Source organism: Catenovulum sp. 2E275, from assembly GCF_025515275.1.
GTDB lineage: Bacteria > Pseudomonadota > Gammaproteobacteria > Enterobacterales > Alteromonadaceae > Catenovulum.
In genome coordinates, this window is sequence record NZ_JAOPFU010000004.1 from 129,746 (window position 1) to 148,869 (window position 19,124).

The following is a 19,124-nucleotide window of genomic DNA, read 5'->3' on the forward strand; positions in this document are numbered from 1 at the left end:
TGAGTTTATTGTTTAAAAATTTAGGTTGTTGGCGATGGCAAAACCAAACTTACTTTTTCAATCGAACCAATTTGAATTTTGCTAGCTAATATTAAGAGCCTGACATGAGTAAACAATTTACAACAACCCAAGTAACCACCCAATATATAGCCGATCCACTGGCTGTATATTCATCTTTAGCCAAAGATCATATCCATAGCCTGTTATTAGAATCGGCTGAAATCGACAGTAAAGACAATTTAAAAAGCATTTTATTGTTAGATGCTTGTATTAGAATTGAATGTAATGGCCAGCAAGTTGATTTACTGGCGTTAAATCAAAACGGTGAAGCCGTACTCAGCAAGCTAAAACAAACCTTAAAACATTACCTAACCACCCAAGAACCTCAACAAATCAGCTTTGTTTTTCCAAAACCTATTCAAGATTTAACCGAGGACGAGCGATTAAAAACAGCGAATCCATTTCAAGTATTGCGTAGCCTGTTAGCATTAAACACCCAAGATCAAACCCCGTTATTTTTAGGCGGTGTCTTTGGGTACGATTTAATTGGTGTGGTTGAAGAATTAACTCAGGTTGGTCAGGGTGAAAATACTTGTCCAGATTATGTATTTTATTTAGCTGAAACTTTATTAATAAGCGATCACCAAGATAAAACTGGTGAGCTAATTCATTTTAATTTTAGTGAGTCAGAACAAACACACGCAGATAAAGTATTAGCAGATTACCAACAGCAACTGGGTTTATTACAAGCGCATAATGAAGAAGCGATTTGCACTTATTTAACTCAAGACGATATCAAAGTCGATGTCAGTGATGAAACATTTTGTCAGTCTGTCGTTAAACTCAAAGAGCATATTCGCGTGGGTGATATTTTTCAGGTGGTTCCGTCCAGAACGTTCAGCCTACCCTGCCCAGATTCTGTAGCTGCTTACCGTAAACTCAAAAAACAAAACCCTAGCCCATATATGTTTTACATGCGAGATAAACACTTTGAGTTATTTGGGGCATCTCCAGAATCTGCTGTCAAATATACCAAAGCGTCTAACGAGGTTGAGATTTACCCAATAGCCGGTACACGTCGTCGAGGGTTTAACGATGATGGCAGTATTAATTTAGATTTAGATGCTCGTATTGAGCAAGAGCTACGCAGTGATAAAAAAGAACTAGCGGAGCACATGATGCTGGTTGATTTAGCACGTAATGATGTGGCCAGAGTATCAGAGCCCGGCACACGTTATGTTTGCGATTTACAAAAAGTAGACAGATATTCTTTTGTAATGCATTTGGTTTCTCGGGTTAAAGGCCAGTTGAGAGCCGATTTAGATGCGCTACATGCTTATCAGGCCTGTTTAAATATGGGAACTTTAGTTGGTGCACCTAAAGTAAAAGCCGCAGATTTAATTCGTCAGACCGAAAACAAACGACGCGGCAGTTATGGCGGTGCGGTTGGTTATTTAACCAGTGACGGTGATATGGACACCTGTATTGTGATCCGCTCAGCTTTTGTTGCTAACGGAACCGCGCATGTTCAGGCTGGAGCCGGTGTGGTATTTGACTCAGTCCCTCAATCTGAGGCTGATGAAACCCGCAGTAAAGCACAAGCTGTTTTAAACGCTATTATCGCATCGCAGGAGGCTTAATCATGTCAAATCCAACCAATACCACTGTTTTTTTATTAGATAATTTTGACTCATTTACTTACAACTTAGTGGATGAGTTAAAATCTATTGGTTATGAGCTTGTGGTTTACCGTAACAATGTTAATCCGCAACTGATTTTTGATAAAATGCAAGCCTGTAAAAACTCAGTTGTGCTGATGTTATCGCCAGGTCCTGGTAACCCAAAAGAAGCTGGCTGCATGTTAGAACTAATTAAAATGGCTCGCGGGCACTTTCCAATTATCGGCATTTGTTTAGGCCATCAAGCAATTGTTGAAGCTTATGGCGGCAATGTTGGTGGCTCGGGTGAAATTGTGCATGGTAAAGCATCACCAATTGAACATAATGAGCATCAGGTATTTGATGGTTTATCTAACCCACTCTTTGTTGCGCGTTATCACTCATTAATGGCAACTTTAGTCCCGGATTCTTTAGATGTGATTGCAAAAGTAAATGATATTCCAATGGCGGTTGTCAATGATCAAGAAAAAGTGCTTGGTTATCAATTTCATCCAGAAAGCATTTTGACCACTTATGGTTCTAAATTGCTGCGCCAAAGCCTGACGTTTTTAACCGAATCAAACTAATTTAAGGACAGCCCATGTTAGAATTTATCAATAATACATTTAATGGTCAGAATTCAACTAAAGCTGAAAGCTTGGCTTTTTTTAGCCAAGTTGTACAAGGTCAGGTTGACCCATTAATGTTATCTGCAATGTTAGCCGGCTTAAAAGTAAAAGGCGAAACGCCAGATGAAATCGCCGGCGCAGCGCAAGCCATGCGAGATAACGCACTGGCTTTTTCAAGACCCGATTATTTAATTGCAGATAGCTGCGGTACAGGTGGTGATGGTGCTGATACCATTAATATTTCAACCACTGCCGCAATTGTTGCAGCAGCTTGCGGTTTAAAAATGACCAAACATGGTAATCGCAGCGTTTCAAGTAAATCTGGCTCATCTGACTTACTTGAAGGCTTAGGCGTTAACTTAACGCCAAGTCCGGAGCAAGCCAGAAACTGTTTAGATAAGGCTGGAATTTGTTTCTTTTTTGCACCTCAATATCACTCAGGTGTAAAACACGCAATGCCGGTTCGCCAAGCGCTTAAAACTCGCACCATTTTTAATATTTTAGGACCTTTAGCAAATCCAGCAGCACCTGATATTCAATTACTTGGGGTTTATACGCCCGATTTATTATTGCCTGTGGCTAAAACATTACAGGCGCTTAATGCCAAACGCGCTATGGTTGTGCATGGCTCAGGTTTAGATGAAATAGCCATTCACGGTTCAACCTTAGTCGCTGAACTGATTGATGGTGAGATTAAACAATATTCATTATCTCCCGCAGACTTTGGGGTAGAACAAGCAACATTACTTGATATAAAAGGCGGCACACCGCAACAAAATAAAACTATTTGTGTCGATATGTTATCAGGCAAAGGCAAAGCAGCTCATTTAAATGCAGTGGCGATTAATGTATCTGCTTTATTAGTTATGGCAGGTATTGCGGATAACTTTAAACAAGGTGCAGAGTTAGCTTTAGATGCGATGCAATCAGGTAAAGCATTAAAAACTTTAGAATTATTTGTGGAACATTCAAATGGCTAATGTATTAGAAAAAATTTGTGCTGATAAACGCGAAGAAGTCGCTCAGCAAAAAGTGGATTTTCCGCTGGAACAATTTAAAGACACATTAACGGTCTCAGATCGCAGTTTATATAATGCGATTAAAAATGCGTCAACCGGCTTTATTTTAGAGTGTAAAAGAGCCAGTCCGTCCAAAGGTTTAATTCGTGAGCAATTTGATTTAGATGAAATGATTAACGCTTATTTACCTTATGCTTCGGGGATTTCAGTATTAACAGATAAAAAGTATTTTCAGGGTGAACATAAATATCTCGAATATGTTCGAGCTAATGTGCATCAGCCTTGTATCTGTAAAGACTTTTTTGTTGACCCTTATCAAGTGTATTTAGCTCGCTACCATAATGCTGATGCAATTTTATTAATGCTGTCGGTATTAAGCGATGAAGAATATCAAACGCTGGCCGCTTTGGCGGGTGAATATCAACTTGATATTTTAACAGAAGTATCCAACCAGCAAGAGCTTGAGCGGGCTATCGCATTAAATGCCAAAATTATCGGGATAAATAATCGCGATCTAAGAGATTTATCAACTAACTTACAGACAACCCGCGAGTTAGCGCCACAAATACCAGATGATAGGTTAATTATTTCAGAATCCGGCATTTATACCCATGATCACGTTGCCGAGCTATGTAATTATGCCGATGGCTTTTTAGTAGGCAGTTCGCTAATGGCGCAAACTGATTTGCCATTAGCGGTTAAAAAATTAATTGTGGGCGAAAACAAAGTTTGTGGTTTAACTCGCCCGCAAGATGCCAAAGCCGCTTTTGACGCAGGTGCGATTTATGGTGGTTTAATTTTTGCTGAAAAATCACCTAGGTTTGTTACTGTAGAACAGGCTCAAGCAGTTCAACAAGGTGCGCCACTTGACTATGTTGGGGTGTTTGTTAATGCACCGGTTTTAACCATCGCCGATACAGTTAAAGCGTTAAATTTAGCTGTAGTTCAGTTGCATGGTGATGAAGATCAGGCTTATATCGACAAATTAAAACCTAAATTACCTGCTAATGTGAAAATTTGGAAAGCACATAACCCAACACTTTCTGCGTTACCGGATTTATCTAAAATTGATCGTTGGCTACTGGATTCTAGTACAAAACAAGCTGCTGGCGGCACTGGCCAAACATTTGACTGGCAAAGTATCCAAGCACTTAAATTAGAAATACCCTTTATGCTGGCTGGCGGATTAACACCGGATAATGCCCAGCAAGCCGCCAGACAAGGCGCAATTGGATTAGATTTAAATTCAGGGGTTGAAGACCAACCCGGCATTAAATCAGCAAATAAATTAACTGCCGCATTTAATGCATTAAAACAATATTGAGGAAATTATGACACAACATCTTGATGCCTATTTTGGCGAATTTGGTGGTATGTTTGTTCCTGAACTTTTAGTTCCGGCTTTGGAGCAATTAGAGCAAGAATTTATCAAATCGCAAAACGATCCTGAGTTCCAACAAGAATTTCAGCAGTTATTAAATGAATATGCAGGTCGCCCTACACCACTAACATTAACTCGAAATTTTTCACCAAATCCTTTGGCAAAAATTTATTTAAAACGTGAAGATTTATTGCATGGTGGTGCGCATAAAACCAATCAGGTTTTAGGTCAGGCGTTATTAACTAAACGTATGGGCAAAAAACGTGTGATCGCCGAAACAGGTGCTGGTCAACATGGCGTTGCCACAGCTCTGGCATGCGCATTATTAGGGCTTGAGTGCAAAATTTATATGGGCGCAAAAGATTGCGAACGTCAGCAACCAAATGTATTCAGAATGAAATTAATGGGTGCAGAAGTTATTCCGGTTGATGCTGGCTCTGGCACATTAAAAGATGCAGTAAACGAAGCATTACGCGACTGGGCTGCTAGTTACGAAGACAGCCATTATTTATTAGGTACAGCAGCGGGTCCGCATCCATTTCCAACTGTAGTACGTGAATTTCAAAAAATGATTGGCGAAGAAGCAAAAGAGCAAATTGTCAAAGCAGAAGGCAGATTACCGGATTATGTTGTTGCCTGTGTTGGCGGTGGCTCTAATGCAATTGGTATGTTTAACGATTTTATTAAAGAAGAATCGGTTAAATTAATTGGTGTTGAACCCGGCGGTCATGGTTTATCTAGCCTTAAGCATGGTGCGACTATTTGTAAAGGGACTAAAGGTATTTTACACGGTGCAATCACTTATATTATGCAGGATGAGCACGGCCAAATCGAAGAATCTTATTCCGTTTCTGCCGGTTTAGATTACCCGGGTGTAGGCCCTCAGCATGCTTATTTACACGATATTGGCCGCGCAGAATATGTCGCAGCTAATGATGACGAAGCACTCGAAGCATTTCAACGTTTATGCCGCTGTGAAGGGATTATTCCTGCATTAGAATCTTCCCACGCGCTTGCCCATGCACTTAAACTTGCTGAAGCAGCGACAGAAGAAACGATTATTGTAGTTAATTTATCTGGCCGTGGTGATAAAGACCTGACCCACGTTCACCGTGTATTAGAGGCTGGAGGTCATTATGAGTAAACGTTACGCTCAGCTTTTTGCAAAATTAAACGATAAAAATCAGGGTGCATTTGTTCCTTTTGTTACAATTGGTGATCCAAACCCTGAATTGTCGTTTGAAATTATTAAAACCTTAATTGATGCTGGTGCTGATGCGTTAGAGCTAGGTATTCCTTATTCAGATCCGGTTGCCGATGGTCCAACCATTCAAAAAGCGAATATCAGAGCAATTGATGCCCAAGTAACCCCGCCACAATGTTTTGAGGTTCTTAAAAAAGTACGTGAATACAACGCTGATATTCCAATTGGTTTATTGCTTTATAGCAATATTGTTTTTGCCAAAGGATTAAATACTTTTTATCAAACCTGTGCAGATATAGGTATTGATTCAGTATTAGTTGCAGATGTACCAACCCGCGAAAGTAAAACGTTTTGTTTAGCGGCTGAAAAGCATGGTATTGCGCCAATTTTTATTGCGCCACCAAATGGCAAACCTGAAAAATTAAAACAGGTAGCAGAGCTTGGCCAAGGTTATACCTATTTATTAAGCCGCGCAGGGGTAACGGGTACAGAAACCGAAGCTAGCATGCCAGTTGAAAGCATTATCAATGCGTTAAAATCGTATAATGCACCACCAAGTTTGTTAGGTTTTGGTATTTCTAAACCTGAGCATGTAAAAGCCGCCATAACAAGCGGTGCAGACGGTGCAATTAGTGGTTCTGCGGTCGTTAAAATTATCGAAGAAAACCTTGATAATCCGTCCGAGTTACTTGCTCAACTAAACCAGTTTATTTCATCAATGAAAGCGGCTACTCAGCGTTAATTCTAAGCACTCAGATATCAAAGGTAACCTTTGGTATCTGAGTTGTCTGAATATTGAATTGAGTCATTTATGCAAAATTTATTTGAATACCTTCACATCGCTGTTTTTTTTATTGTTTACAAAACAGTTGATATCTATTGGGCAACCGCCGCATTAATTGCGACCACTGGCCTACATTTAATTTATGAATGGGTTAAACAAAAACAGTTACCTAAAAAGCAGCTGATTTTGTTTTTAATTGTACTAGTGATGGGTGGTTTAACCATTTATTTTCAAAACGATGAGTTTATCAAATGGAAAGTCACCGTTGTAAACGGTATTTTTGCACTTGGTTTATTTATCAGCCAAGCTGTATTTAAAATCAGCCCAATTGAAAAAATGTTAGGTAAAGAAATTGAATTACCAGCTAAAGTTTGGGCAAAAGTATCGTATGCATGGAGCGCATTTTTTGCAGTGCTTGCGATATTAAATCTTTATATTGCCTATAACTTTTCGCAGGACTTTTGGGTGAACTTTAAACTATTCGGTTTAATGGGGTTAACTTTAGTTTTTACTATTTTAACTATGGTATTTTTATACCCTTACCTACCAAAAGAAAGCACTAAAGAAAAAGAGGAAAATAAATAATGTGGTATGCCATTGTGAGTCAAGACGTAGCTAATAGTTTGCCGCTACGTAAAAAAGCAAGAGAAGCTCATTTAGCACGTTTAATTGACCTAAAAGAGCAAGGCCGTTTATTGGTAGCAGGTCCTAATCCAGCTATCGACAGCGAAGAGCCGGGTGAATCAGGGTTTACTGGCTCAACCGTGATTGCTGAGTTTGAGAGTTTAGAAGCCGCACAAAGTTGGGCAGATGCAGATCCATATATTGAAGCGGGTGTGTATCAAAGTGTTTCAGTAAAACCATTTAAAAAAGTATTACCTTAATCGCACATCAAAAATATAAATTAAAAAGGCGATAAAATTTATCGCCTTTTTCTTTTTATGCTTTTGTTTTAATTTATCTTTAAGTTGCCATCTATTACATATAATTTCGTTTGCGTTTAGTCGTAATGGTATCTAAATAACCATGCCAAGTGGCAAATCCTAATAAAGGCATAATCACCAAAAATGCAATAAAGTTAGTTAAAAAGCCAATTAATACGCCAACAAATATAATACCAGCCCACAGCAACATAACCCCTTTGTTAGACCATACCGCATTGATACTGCTTAAAACTGCGGTCATTAAATCAACTTTTCTTTCAATTAAAATTGGCTGAGTAAATGCGCTAATCGTAAATACAAATAAAGCTAACAGTGCACCAACACTCATCCCAACAGCTAAAAATGGAATTAACTCAGAATAATCATTCGAGATATAAGATGGATAAAAAGCATGAATTAACGAAGCAATTCTGAGCCAAAAGATCATGATCACCAGCAATAACACAGCAAATGCCCATTCGTGAACACTGTTTCTGTGTATGGCTTTTATGCTATGCCATAAACTGGGTTTACGACCTTTACCAAACTCCCAACTGGCATCGTATAATCCGGCCGCCAAAAATGGCCCTACTAACATAAAACACACCAGCGCCGGTGCAATCACTAAATGATTTTCGGTTAAAGAAACTAAATAAACGATTCCCATTGGAATTAACATAAAAATAATCCCATAAAATAATGTCACTAAAGGCGCCCGAGTTAAATCCAGCATAGCTAGCCTCAGCCAGTTAAATGGATCAGCCCAGTCTAACTCGTTGCAAGGTATGACCCGACCGAGTTCATTATCATGTAGCGCATTTTCCTCTTTTCTCATTGCATGTGACATAATATTTCCTCTACTCATTTACCGTTTAAGCAGACATAAACGGGTTATCAATTGCTTCGCGTGTTGCTAAAAATTGAGCTTCCGGATGTTTTTTAGACATAACACGTCGCACAATTTGCTCTTGTTCATTGGTAATATAAACCAACATGACCAGCTTGCCCTGTTTCAGCAGTTGATGAAAAGGGCTGATTTTGTAATTTTCAAAATGTAAACCAATAACCCCTCCTAACCATGAAAACAATACAGTAAATAATAAAAATGCGGCTAAATAGTTAACGATTGAAGCCTGCCAATCTATTGGCCGAAATACCAACAATAAAACAAAAAAGACAACTGAGGTTATTACCCCAAATAAAGCCCCCCTAATCCCTAAATGCAGCATATCGGTTTCTTCAATGGTGGATGCAGCATGTAAACCGGAGCGCGTTAATACTTTTTGATCATTGGCAACAAAATGAATATTGTCACTTTGAATACCCAACTCAACCAAGTCATGGTCAAGCACTTTACCTTCGCTATCGTTATTGACTAAATACTGAAGCTGTAACATAACGCCACCTCAATACAATTAAGACCTGAAACTTTGTAATATTTAAAGTATCAGGCGAAATAAAATTCCTTACCGTATTAGGTTAATTACGTATCCTTAGTTAATTTAACTATAGACACTAGAATTGCTAACGCGCAACATAAGGTTAAAGTTTTTTTAACTTTAAAGGCGTTTTTAAGTCGTTTTTTTAAGCAGCTTCTATTTGACATAAAATTTCTTTCAACAAGGCTTCACAACAGGCTTTGGTTAAGTTAACTTGCTGGTTCAAATTATTATTTCAGGTCATTTTTAATTCATGGTTTCAATTAAGCAGTCCAATAAACTCCAACACGTTTGTTACGATATTCGTGGTCCAGTATTAAAAGAAGCAAAACGTTTAGAAGAAGATGGACACAGAGTATTAAAATTAAATATTGGTAACCCTGCCCCATTTGGATTTGAAGCCCCAGACGACATTCTTAAAGATGTCATCCGTAATTTACCGACAGCCCAAGGTTATTGCGACTCAAAAGGGATTTATTCAGCCAGAGTAGCGATCATGCAATATTATCAGCAAAAAGATATCACTGGCGTTGATGTTGAAGACATCTATGTCGGTAATGGTGTTAGTGAGCTGATCTTAATGGCAATGAACGGGTTATTAAATCAATCTGATGAGGTATTATTACCCAGCCCTGATTACCCGCTGTGGACGGCTGCCGTTGCCTTATCGGGCGGTAAACCGGTTCATTACTTATGTGATGAGGAAAATGACTGGAATCCTGATATTGCGGATATGGAATCCAAAATAACTGAAAAAACCAAAGCCATTGTGATTATTAATCCAAATAACCCAACAGGCGCCGTTTATTCGCAGCAAACTTTAAAACAAATAATTGCATTGGCACGCAAGCATAACCTGATTGTTTTCAGTGATGAAATTTACGATAAAATTTTATATAACGATGCGACTCATGTGCCAACGGCTAGCTTAGCAGATGACGTATTTTTTGTAACCTTTAGCGGACTGTCAAAAAACTACCGAATTGCAGGTTTTAGAGCCGGCTGGATGGTATTAAGCGGCAATAAAGCCATTGCAGAATCCTATATTGAGGGTTTGGATATGCTCGCCTCAATGCGGTTATGTGCTAATGTTCCTTGCCAACACGCAATTCAAACTGCATTAGGTGGCTTTCAAAGCATTAATCAGCTAATTGTACCGGGTGGTCGCTTATATGAACAAACCATGTTTGCATGGCAGCGAATTAATCAAATTGATGGCGTGACTTGTGTAAAACCCAGAGGCGCTATGTATTTATTCCCTAAGTTAGATCAGGATAAATTTAATATTCAAAGTGATGAAAAATTTATTTTAGACTTTTTACGTCAAGAAAAAATTCTGATGGTTCATGGCACAGGTTTTAATTGGGAAAAACCGGATCACTTTAGAGTCGTCACCTTACCACATATTGATATTTTAGACGAAGCGCTGGATAAACTAGAAAAATTCCTCAGCCGCTACAAACAATAATATGGATAAATTTAGGAGCTTATATGTCTGACGCAAGTCATTTTTTTGCCTACATGGCCAGAATGAAACTGATTAACCGTTGGCCATTAATGCGTAATACTCAACTAGAAAATGTGCAAGAGCATTCATTGCAAGTAGCCATGATAGCTCATGCACTTGCCATTATTCACAACGAATATTTTGATGGTCAGGTCAACCCTGAAGCGGTTGCCACTTTAGCGATTTTTCACGATGCACCGGAGGTTTTAACTGGCGACTTACCTAACCCAGTTAAATATTTTAATCAGGATATTGCTCAGGAATATAAAAAAATCGAAAAAATTGCTGAGCAAAAATTAGTTGATATGTTACCCCAGCGACTTCAGGCTTATTACCGACCTTTGGTTTGTTCAGACGAACATGATCATCAACTATATAAATTTGTAAAAGCGGCAGATGTATTGTCGGCTTACCTTAAAACGGTAGAAGAAATTAACGCTGGTAATCACGAATTTGAACGAGCAAAAGACAGATTAAAACAAACATTAGATAAAATGGCGCAGCCCGAGATTGAATATTTTTTAAATGTATTTTTACCCAGTTTTAGCTTAACTTTAGATGCATTAACTGAATAACGATCCAATTCCTTTCATACTCCGTATTAACTCTACCAAGATGAGTGAATGCGGAGTACCAATTGATTTACCAGATTGCTTATTGGAGCAAAGCGGCTTTACCAATGAGCCAAAATGAGCTTAACAAGTTACAAACAACTAGCCAGATAAATAATCAAAATAAAGGCATAACGGGCTTGCTGCTTTATGCTAACCACACCTTTTTTCAATTAATTGAAGGGCCTTATCAGGCTGTTGCTGAGTTATATCAAATCATTGCGCAAGATCAACGCCATTATGACCTCACTTTAATTGGTCAGTGGACAACTCCTCAAAGGCAATTTACCAACTGGGATATGGTCTTAAAACAGCTACCTCCACCAGCGGATTATCCCGGTTTTCAGCATTTAACTCACTGGCGCGACAATGAGTTAACTAAAAATAAAGATGCATTACGCAGGTTGTTAATAAGCTATTCAAATCTGAGCGATCTAAAACTGGATAAGATGATGTAGCTAGCGGTTTTAATTAGCCCGAGGTTTCGCCGGTTTTAACCAGCATAAAGCGATGAGCACAGAGATAAAAACAAAAGTCCCTGATAATAAATACGTTTGCTGCTGAACATATTGCCAGCTATATCCAGAAACAAAGTTACCAACTGCACCGCCAACCCCAAATGAAAATGATAAATATAAAGCCTGCCCTTTTGCCTGAGCCTGATCCGGAAATTCATTATGGATAAATTTTTGCGAAGAAACATGGTACAAGCCATAGCTAAATGCATGAATTAATTGAATTAAGAGTAAAACAATCAAGTGTTCGCCAAATAGTCCTAAAGCAAACCAGCGTAAAGCGGTAATGGCCAAACAAAAAATAAATAAACTACGTAAAGAGAAACGATTTAAAATTTTGCCAGAGACTAAAAAAATACCGATTTCAGCAATCACCCCTAACGCTATCATGATGCCAATCTGATAACCGTTATAACCTAACGACTGTAGGTAAATAGAGAAAAAACCATAATAAGCGGCAAAACTCATTTGCAATAAAAACGAACAAATTAAAAATGCCTGTATCGGCTTTTGTTTTAGCTTATCTCTAATTTTAATCAGGGTTTGTTTATTATCAGCCACTGGATTAACTTTGGGCAATCTAAAAGTAGAGGCCAGCAATAAAGCTAATAATAAAAGGGTAAACCCTTCAATACTGTTAACTATGCCAAATACTTCAAATAACCAGCCAGCAACCACCACTAAACAAATAAAGCTGACACTTCCCCATAATCGGACATAACTATAAGCCGTTGAATCGCCTTTTAAAATAAACTGAGTAATCGCCTCAAGCTGAGGCATGACAGCAGACCAAAAAAAGGCAAAACCACCCAGGCTAATTAATAAAACCCAGTGTTGATGGCCAAATAAAAAAATGAGACTAAAAGAGAGTAATGCAAACAAACAACCCAGTTGAATGTTTTTTTCAGGACTATGTTTGAAGATTTTAAGATTTGCCCAAATACCCGGGCCAGCCACTCGCCCGACTGTCATCACAGCTAACACTACCCCAATTAAACTTGGCGGTAATGACAAGCTGTGAAGATATAACCCCAAATAATTTGAAATAATGCCCAAAATCGTAAAGTAGGCAAAATAAACTTGCGATAACCTCGCCTTATTTGAGTTAATCAGTGACTGCATTCAGGTTCTATTTACGGGCAATATCAGGTGTCTGAGTTTTCACATCTGCATTTTGCGCACTGTGACGCAACAAATGATCCATTAAAGTAATTGCCAGCATGGCTTCAGCAATCGGCACTGCCCGAATACCAACACAAGGATCATGGCGGCCTTTAGTCACCACTTCCATCGTATTGCCGTTAACATCTATTGTTTCACCCGGAATAGAAATACTGGATGTAGGCTTTAATGCAATACTAGCCACAATATCTTGTCCGGTTGAAATCCCACCTAAAATACCACCAGCATTATTAGAGCCAAAACCGTTAGGCGTTAACATATCTCTATGCTCTGAACCTTTTTGTTCAACCGACTCAAAACCAGCGCCAATCTCAACACCTTTAACCGCATTAATACTCATTAAAGAATGTGCGATTTCAGCGTCGAGTCGATCAAAAACAGGTTCACCTAAACCAACTGGTACATTTTCAGCAACAACCGTAACCTTAGCACCAACTGAATCACCCGCTTTTTTTAATTCACGCATATATTCATCTAACGCGTCAATTTTGCTCTCATCCGGAAAGAAAAACGGGTTTTGCTCAACAAAATCCCAGTTAAGTTGTTCCGGTTTAATCGGCCCTAACTGAGACAAATAACCTTTAATAACAATACCATATTTCTGTTTTAAATATTTTTTGGCTATCGCACCTGCCGCCACACGCATTGCTGTTTCGCGTGCAGAAGAACGACCGCCACCACGATAATCACGAATACCGTATTTTTGATGGTAAGTATAATCAGCATGTCCCGGACGGAACATATCTTTAATTTTAGAATAATCCTGACTACGCTGATCGGTATTCTCAATAATCATACCAATACTGGTACCTGTCGTTTGACCTTCAAAAATACCACTTAAAATACGGACTTCATCTGCTTCGCGTCTTTGAGTTGTATATTTTGATGTGCCGGGTTTACGTCGGTCTAAGTCAAACTGTAAATCCTGAGTAGAAATCTCGATTCCAGGAGGGCAGCCATCCACAATACAGCCTAAAGCCGCACCATGACTTTCCCCAAATGTTGTCACTGAAAATAATTTGCCGATTGTATTACCAGACATTTATTTGCCTCTTAATCTTATTCTGTTATGCACTAAAAGCAGCTTGGTGCGCAATTAAACTTGCTTTATCAATAGCAAATACACCATGGCCACCATGTTCAAATTCTAACCACTGAAATGGCACTTGCGGAAATGCAGCTTCTAAATGAATTTGGCTATTACCCACTTCAACCACTAAAATGCCGTTATCCGTTAAATAATCACTCGCCTGCGCTAAAATGGTTCTAACAATATCCAGGCCATCAAATCCGGCCGCTAAACCAAGTTCAGGTTCATGTCTGAATTCATCCGGTAAATCGTCCATGTCTTCTTGATCAACATAAGGCGGATTACTCACGATGAGATCGTATTGCTGATTGTCTAAACCGGAAAACACATCAGACTGAATTGGAATCACCTGCTGCCATAAACCATGCTGCTCAATGTTAATTTCGCATACTTCTAATGCATCTAACGAAATATCCGCTGCATCAATTTCAGCGTTTTCAAATGCATAGGCACAAGCAATGGCAATACAACCACTACCAGTACATAAATCCAATACACGATTAACCGAATTTGGATTTAATAATGTAGAAAATTTTTGCTGAATTAATTCTGAAATAGGTGAACGCGGCACTAATACCCGCTCATCGACATAAAATGGTAGATCACAAAACAGCGCATGATTAGAAATATAAGCAAGTGGTTTTTGCTCGTGGATTCGCTGTTTTACCCATTGAATAATAAGTGCTTTTTCAGCTGAAGTGAGTTTAGCTCTATCGAGTGTTTCCGAACGCTCAAAAGGCAAATGAATTGCCTGAAAAACCAAACTGTAAGCTTCGTCCCAAGCATTGTTTGTACCATGACCAAAATAAACATCGGCCTGATTAAAGCAAGATACAATCCAACGAACAAAGTCGAAAATTGTTTCCAGTTCGGCTTGTGCTACTTCGTATTGTTTGTCATCAATCATTGATTAGTTTGTCTGAATTTAGATAATAGCCCCATATTGTACACCAGATTCAAACAAAATGACTGATAAATCACAGCCAGACAACCAAGATTTTGATATTTTTGCGCAAGAAATGGCAGGCGTAAAACGAATCACTCAAGATACAGTTGAACCATCTCAACTCAAAAAGCCGAAAAAAACCAAAAAAGAAGTGGAAAAAGAAGCGGTTCAAACTGCTAACTTTTATTTTTCAGACAGCTTTGTGCCTTATTTTGATCCAAATAAAGCCATGCAATATGTGCAGGATGGCTACCCCAGCTTTTTAGCCAAACAATTAAGAAAAGGCCAATATTACCCAGATCTCATATTAGATTTACATGGCTTAACTCAAGCCAGCGCAAAATTAGAAATTGCCGCTTTAATTAACGAAGCTAAACAACAGCATGTGCAATGTGTTTGTGTGGTACATGGCTTAGGCAGCGGGATCTTAAAACAAAAAACACCGGATTGGCTGGTACAACACCCAAGTGTAGTGGCATTGCATCAAGCACCTTTAGAATGGGGCGGCGATGGCGCTTTGTTAGTTTTATTAGATATAGGGCAAGATTTTATTTAACTGCCCTATTTTTTAAATTAAAGCTTTTAAACTCGCAATTTTGCCTTAGCAATTTGACTTTTAACTACATTTAGCAGCATTGCCTCGTTCTAAGCTCTGGTTTATCCGTCAGTTCAGACGGTGATACCAAGGTCAATAAATGGCCTTTAATATCTTCTTCATCAATCTCAATTAAAGCCGTTGAGCCAGTTGCAAACAAAGGGCAAGTTTCGGTCACAAATTCATCGACCAAAAAACACACTAAAGGCAAATGAGAGACAACAATAACCTTATTTAACCCCTGACTATAGGCCTTAATAACGCAAGCAGCTTTTTCTGCATCACTATCGGGAGTAAGTTCTTGTAAAGTAACTAATTGTTTAGATGTCACACCTTGCTTTTGTAAAGCATTCCAAGTTTGTTGCGCTCTAACAAATGGACTCACTAACGCAATATCAAAGTCGGTACATTGTTCCGCTATCCAGTGACCGGTACTTTCGCATTCCTGCTGACCGTTTGAGTTTAACTGACGTGAACTATCTGGTTTAGTTTCAAATTCAGCTTCTCCGTGACGAACGATAAATAATTGCATAAATCAAAGGTTCCCACATCGACCCAACTAAAATAAGTCAATTAATTTTAACTTAAAGTTTGAATTAACTAACTTTTTATATAAAACCAGCCTAGACCGGTTGCGAATTCTATTTAGTGGCGTAATATTAGTTAAATAAAACAGTACAATTTTAAGCTTTATTTTAAAATAAAACACTTATTATAAAAAATATAGTTATTGAAGCTTAAATTATAATGATTTTCTAAATACTCTTTCCTTGCTCAATTAGCCGTATCAAGAGCTTTGTATGCAAAATTAAGGTACATTAGTGACAATTCAGACAAAAAATTATCTGGCTAATTTTAAAAGTGGTAAATTAGACAATGGGTTATCTTTACTAGCCATCCAAACAGAACATAAAAAAGCTGGTGTCGCTATGGCGGTAAAAGCTGGTAATTATCAAGATCCACCACAACACCTTGGTTTGGCTCATTTTCTTGAACATTTATTATTTTTAGGTTCAGAAAAATCACCTGATGAAGGTTTTCATGCCTTTATAGAAAAAAATGGTGGTAAATGTAATGCTTGGACCAGTCTGGAACACAGTAATTTCTTCTATGAAATATCACCGGATTTATTGACTAAAAGCTTAGAAAAATTTAGTGAACTCTTTACCTGTCCATTATTTTCTACATTCTGGATAGAAAAAGAAATTGAATCACTTGATGCTGAGTTTCATTTAAAAGTAAATGATGAAATCCGCCGCTTACATGAAGTGCATAAAGAAACCAGTAACCCAGATCACCCTTTTTCTCGATTTACCTCAGGCAATAAATCAACTTTAAATGCACCAGCACAAGAGCTTCAAGAAGCTTTATTTGATTTTTTTCAACAAAATTATGTTGGTCATAATTTAGCATTAGTCATAGTCACTCCAAGTGATTATGAACAAACTTTTCAAACAGCAAAAACATACTTTGACAAAGTTAGCTCGTCTAAACCGAAAGACTTACAATACCCAGAGCGTTTATATTTGCCAGAACAATTAGGTACTAAAATAGCTGTTCATTCGGATAAAGTTGAAAATCGTATGATTTTATCTTTCCCGATGCCTAGTGAAGCTAAAACAAGTCTAGCTAAAAGTTTAACCTATTTCACTTGCCTGTTTGGACATGAAGGTTACGGTAGCCTACTTTCTGGATTAAAAAACTTAAATTATGTTACTTCTCTTACGGCAAGTGGAGGATTAGATAATGGTTTTACTCAAGATTTTAACCTCAGCCTTCAACTAACGGAGCATGGCATAAATCATCTCGATGATTTATGCCAAGAAATATTCGGATATATTAATTTTATCAAAACTCAAAGTTACCAAAGCCATATATATACAGAAAAACAAAAACTTAGTAGCTTAGCTAATCAATATCAAGAAACAGGAAAAGCAATAGACCTAGCTAGTCAATTAGCATTAAAGTTACACTATTACACTGCTGAGTTTGTTTTTAGTGCTGATTACGTTATGTCTGGGATGGACTTGACTTGGTTAGAACAAGCTTACCAAAGCTTAGTACCCGATAATACCCGTTTGGTACTGGTTACCAATCAACCCGAACAACCTTATTTGTCTGAACATTATCAAGTCCCATATAATATTATTCCGATTTCGGAAGAGACTAAAGCAACTTGGTTAAATGCAACATGCCAACAAACATACCAACTTCCAGACCCGAACCCATATTTGCCAAATCCACAAAAAATAAATAAAAATGCTGAACTATTTGATAAAAAGCCTCAAAAAATAATCAATGAGCAAGCCTCTACAATTTGGTTTAAACAAGATCAAAGGTCTAATGCACCGTATGGTCATATATATATATCTTTAGACTTGCCAAATAGTCAGGGCAACCGTAAAAAAATAGCAATGACTCGCTTATTTATTGAAATGTTTATGGATGATATAGCTGAAGAGAATTACCCAGCTCTAGCTGCAGGTTTACATTATCAGATATCACCTCACCAGGCCGGAATGACTATTCACATTTCAGGCTACAGTGAAAAACAACCTGACTTTACAAAGCAATTATTAAAGCAACTTAGGCTCAGACGGTTTACTAAACAAAAGTACCTAAGTATTAAACAAGCAACGCTAACTAGTTGGCATAATAATCGCCATATAAAACCTGCTAACCAGCTTTTTAAGCAGCTAACCTATATGCTTCAAAATAATCAATATGCCTATCCAGATCTTGCTGATAGTATCAAAGAACTAACTTTTAGCGAATTTGCTGAATTTAGCGTACATCTGCTGGATAGAATAAACCTTGAAGCTTATATTGTTGGTAACTGGGATATAACTCAAGCATTACCTCTAGCTGATAGTATTAACAATACCGTGTATAGTCGTTCTAAACCTTGCACTGAAGTCACTCGTAGGGTACATAAGTTAACAAGTACACCCCAGATATATCATATGCAAACTCAGCACCAAGGGGTTTGTGTAGTGAATTATTTTCAGGCAGAAACCATTAACGAGCATAGTGTCGCGCAATTTATGCTACTCACCGAATTACTCTCCCCGATTAGTTTTCAGGTATTACGTAGTGAAAAACAATTGGGGTACTTAGTCGGCTGTGCGTATTTTCCTGTAAATCGTTGCCCTGGGTTAGTAATTTATGTCCAATCAAATTCAAAATCTTTAGATACTATCCAGCGCCATATTGAGCAAATGTTAAAAGATTTACCGGAATATATGCTTCAACTTGAAGAAAGTGATTGGGAACAAATCAAACAATCTCTAATCTTTCACTTAGCAGAAAAACAAAGTAGTTTGGCTACCAGCGCTCAAAATGACTGGATGTCGATTGGTTTAAAGGATACCGATTTTAGACGCCAACAGTCAATTTGCCATTGGATAGAACAAATGCAACTGGATGATATAAAAGCACTGATTTCACATATATTTTGTTCTACAGAGCAGAATAAACGTTTAATTCTCAGTGCAGCTCCACCAGATAATAGTGGCTTAACATCAAACAAAGCCATGAGCTCTGTTGAAATAATCAAACATTTTCAGAACCTTGCAGACCCTATAGAAATATAAGGCTAAGCGTGGAATATATTCACGCTTCCCACTATTTGCAATTTAGGA

The 19,124-nt window shown here is 38.0% G+C and carries 19 protein-coding genes; 13 read left to right on the forward strand and 6 right to left on the reverse strand.

Translation table 11 applies throughout. The annotated features are described in order from the left end of the window. Window positions 1-104: 104 nt before the first annotated feature. The 8 genes from N7931_RS04000 to N7931_RS04035 all read left to right on the forward strand — a co-directional run bounded on the left by N7931_RS04000 (window position 105) and on the right by N7931_RS04035 (window position 7,559). Window positions 105-1,640 (forward strand): anthranilate synthase component 1, encoded by a 1,536-nt coding sequence (locus tag N7931_RS04000; protein ID WP_262792100.1) that lies wholly within the window; start codon window positions 105-107, stop codon window positions 1,638-1,640. A 2-nt stretch (window positions 1,641-1,642) separates the two neighbouring features. Then, window positions 1,643-2,245 (forward strand): aminodeoxychorismate/anthranilate synthase component II, encoded by a 603-nt coding sequence (locus N7931_RS04005; RefSeq protein WP_262792101.1) that lies wholly within the window; start codon window positions 1,643-1,645, stop codon window positions 2,243-2,245. Between the two features lie 14 nt (window positions 2,246-2,259). Then, on the forward strand, window positions 2,260-3,267 hold the full coding sequence (gene trpD, locus N7931_RS04010) for an anthranilate phosphoribosyltransferase (protein ID WP_262792102.1): 1,008 nt from the start codon (window positions 2,260-2,262) through the stop codon (window positions 3,265-3,267). After that, a complete protein-coding gene (trpCF, locus tag N7931_RS04015) occupies window positions 3,260-4,630 on the forward strand; it encodes a bifunctional indole-3-glycerol-phosphate synthase TrpC/phosphoribosylanthranilate isomerase TrpF (protein ID WP_262792104.1) in 1,371 nt (456 codons plus the stop codon). The genes trpD and trpCF overlap by 8 nt, the downstream gene beginning before the upstream one ends. 7 nt (window positions 4,631-4,637) lie before the next feature. Then, a complete protein-coding gene (trpB, locus tag N7931_RS04020; protein ID WP_262792106.1) occupies window positions 4,638-5,831 on the forward strand; it encodes a tryptophan synthase subunit beta in 1,194 nt (397 codons plus the stop codon). Next, a complete protein-coding gene (gene trpA / locus N7931_RS04025; protein WP_262792107.1) occupies window positions 5,824-6,633 on the forward strand; it encodes a tryptophan synthase subunit alpha in 810 nt (269 codons plus the stop codon). Before trpB ends, trpA begins: the two co-directional genes overlap by 8 nt. Before the next feature lie 69 nt (window positions 6,634-6,702). Beyond that, on the forward strand, window positions 6,703-7,260 hold the full coding sequence (locus N7931_RS04030) for a septation protein A (protein ID WP_262792108.1): 558 nt from the start codon (window positions 6,703-6,705) through the stop codon (window positions 7,258-7,260). After that, on the forward strand, window positions 7,260-7,559 hold the full coding sequence (locus N7931_RS04035) for a YciI family protein (protein ID WP_262792110.1): 300 nt from the start codon (window positions 7,260-7,262) through the stop codon (window positions 7,557-7,559). Before N7931_RS04030 ends, N7931_RS04035 begins: the two co-directional genes overlap by 1 nt. A gap of 94 nt (window positions 7,560-7,653) precedes the next feature. On the opposite strand, the gene N7931_RS04040 is transcribed toward N7931_RS04035, so the two are convergent. Both N7931_RS04040 and N7931_RS04045 read right to left on the reverse strand, forming a co-directional pair. Further along, window positions 7,654-8,445: a DUF2189 domain-containing protein gene (locus N7931_RS04040; protein WP_262792111.1), complete on the reverse strand. Its 792-nt coding sequence runs from the start codon at window positions 8,443-8,445 to the stop codon at window positions 7,654-7,656. Window positions 8,446-8,470: 25 nt separating this feature from the next. After that, window positions 8,471-8,995, reverse strand: a complete 525-nt coding sequence (locus N7931_RS04045; RefSeq protein WP_262792113.1) for a hypothetical protein — start codon at window positions 8,993-8,995, stop codon at window positions 8,471-8,473. Window positions 8,996-9,290: 295 nt separating this feature from the next. Here N7931_RS04045 and N7931_RS04050 point away from each other — a divergent pair, with 295 nt between their 5' ends. The 3 genes from N7931_RS04050 (at window position 9,291) to N7931_RS04060 (ending at window position 11,613) form a co-directional block, all read left to right on the forward strand. Further along, window positions 9,291-10,505 carry a pyridoxal phosphate-dependent aminotransferase gene (locus tag N7931_RS04050; RefSeq protein WP_262792115.1) on the forward strand — a complete coding sequence of 405 codons (1,215 nt, stop codon included), beginning with the start codon at window positions 9,291-9,293 and terminating at the stop codon, window positions 10,503-10,505. A 23-nt stretch (window positions 10,506-10,528) separates the two neighbouring features. Continuing rightward, window positions 10,529-11,119, forward strand: a complete 591-nt coding sequence (yfbR, locus tag N7931_RS04055) for a 5'-deoxynucleotidase (protein WP_262792117.1) — start codon at window positions 10,529-10,531, stop codon at window positions 11,117-11,119. 62 nt (window positions 11,120-11,181) lie between these two features. Further along, window positions 11,182-11,613, forward strand: a complete 432-nt coding sequence (locus tag N7931_RS04060; protein ID WP_262792118.1) for a BLUF domain-containing protein — start codon at window positions 11,182-11,184, stop codon at window positions 11,611-11,613. A gap of 9 nt (window positions 11,614-11,622) precedes the next feature. Here the strand turns inward: N7931_RS04060 and N7931_RS04065 are convergent, their stop codons facing one another. Genes N7931_RS04065 through prmB form a run of 3 tightly spaced genes read right to left on the reverse strand, consistent with a single transcriptional unit; the run spans window position 11,623 to window position 14,849 of the window. Then, entirely contained in the window at window positions 11,623-12,792 is a 1,170-nt protein-coding gene (locus N7931_RS04065) for an MFS transporter (protein ID WP_262792119.1), read from the reverse strand. Between the two features lie 7 nt (window positions 12,793-12,799). Continuing rightward, on the reverse strand, window positions 12,800-13,894 hold the full coding sequence (gene aroC, locus N7931_RS04070) for a chorismate synthase (protein ID WP_262792121.1): 1,095 nt from the start codon (window positions 13,892-13,894) through the stop codon (window positions 12,800-12,802). Between the two features lie 25 nt (window positions 13,895-13,919). Further along, on the reverse strand, window positions 13,920-14,849 hold the full coding sequence (gene prmB / locus N7931_RS04075; protein WP_262792123.1) for a 50S ribosomal protein L3 N(5)-glutamine methyltransferase: 930 nt from the start codon (window positions 14,847-14,849) through the stop codon (window positions 13,920-13,922). A gap of 58 nt (window positions 14,850-14,907) precedes the next feature. Here prmB and smrB point away from each other — a divergent pair, with 58 nt between their 5' ends. Continuing rightward, window positions 14,908-15,444 (forward strand): endonuclease SmrB, encoded by a 537-nt coding sequence (gene smrB, locus N7931_RS04080; RefSeq protein ID WP_262792125.1) that lies wholly within the window; start codon window positions 14,908-14,910, stop codon window positions 15,442-15,444. A gap of 70 nt (window positions 15,445-15,514) precedes the next feature. Here the strand turns inward: smrB and sixA are convergent, their stop codons facing one another. Further along, window positions 15,515-16,015: a phosphohistidine phosphatase SixA gene (gene sixA / locus N7931_RS04085; RefSeq protein WP_262792126.1), complete on the reverse strand. Its 501-nt coding sequence runs from the start codon at window positions 16,013-16,015 to the stop codon at window positions 15,515-15,517. Window positions 16,016-16,304: 289 nt separating this feature from the next. Between sixA and N7931_RS04090 the strand changes: the two genes are divergently transcribed. Continuing rightward, a complete protein-coding gene (locus N7931_RS04090; protein ID WP_262792128.1) occupies window positions 16,305-19,076 on the forward strand; it encodes an insulinase family protein in 2,772 nt (923 codons plus the stop codon). Window positions 19,077-19,124: the final 48 nt, after the last annotated feature.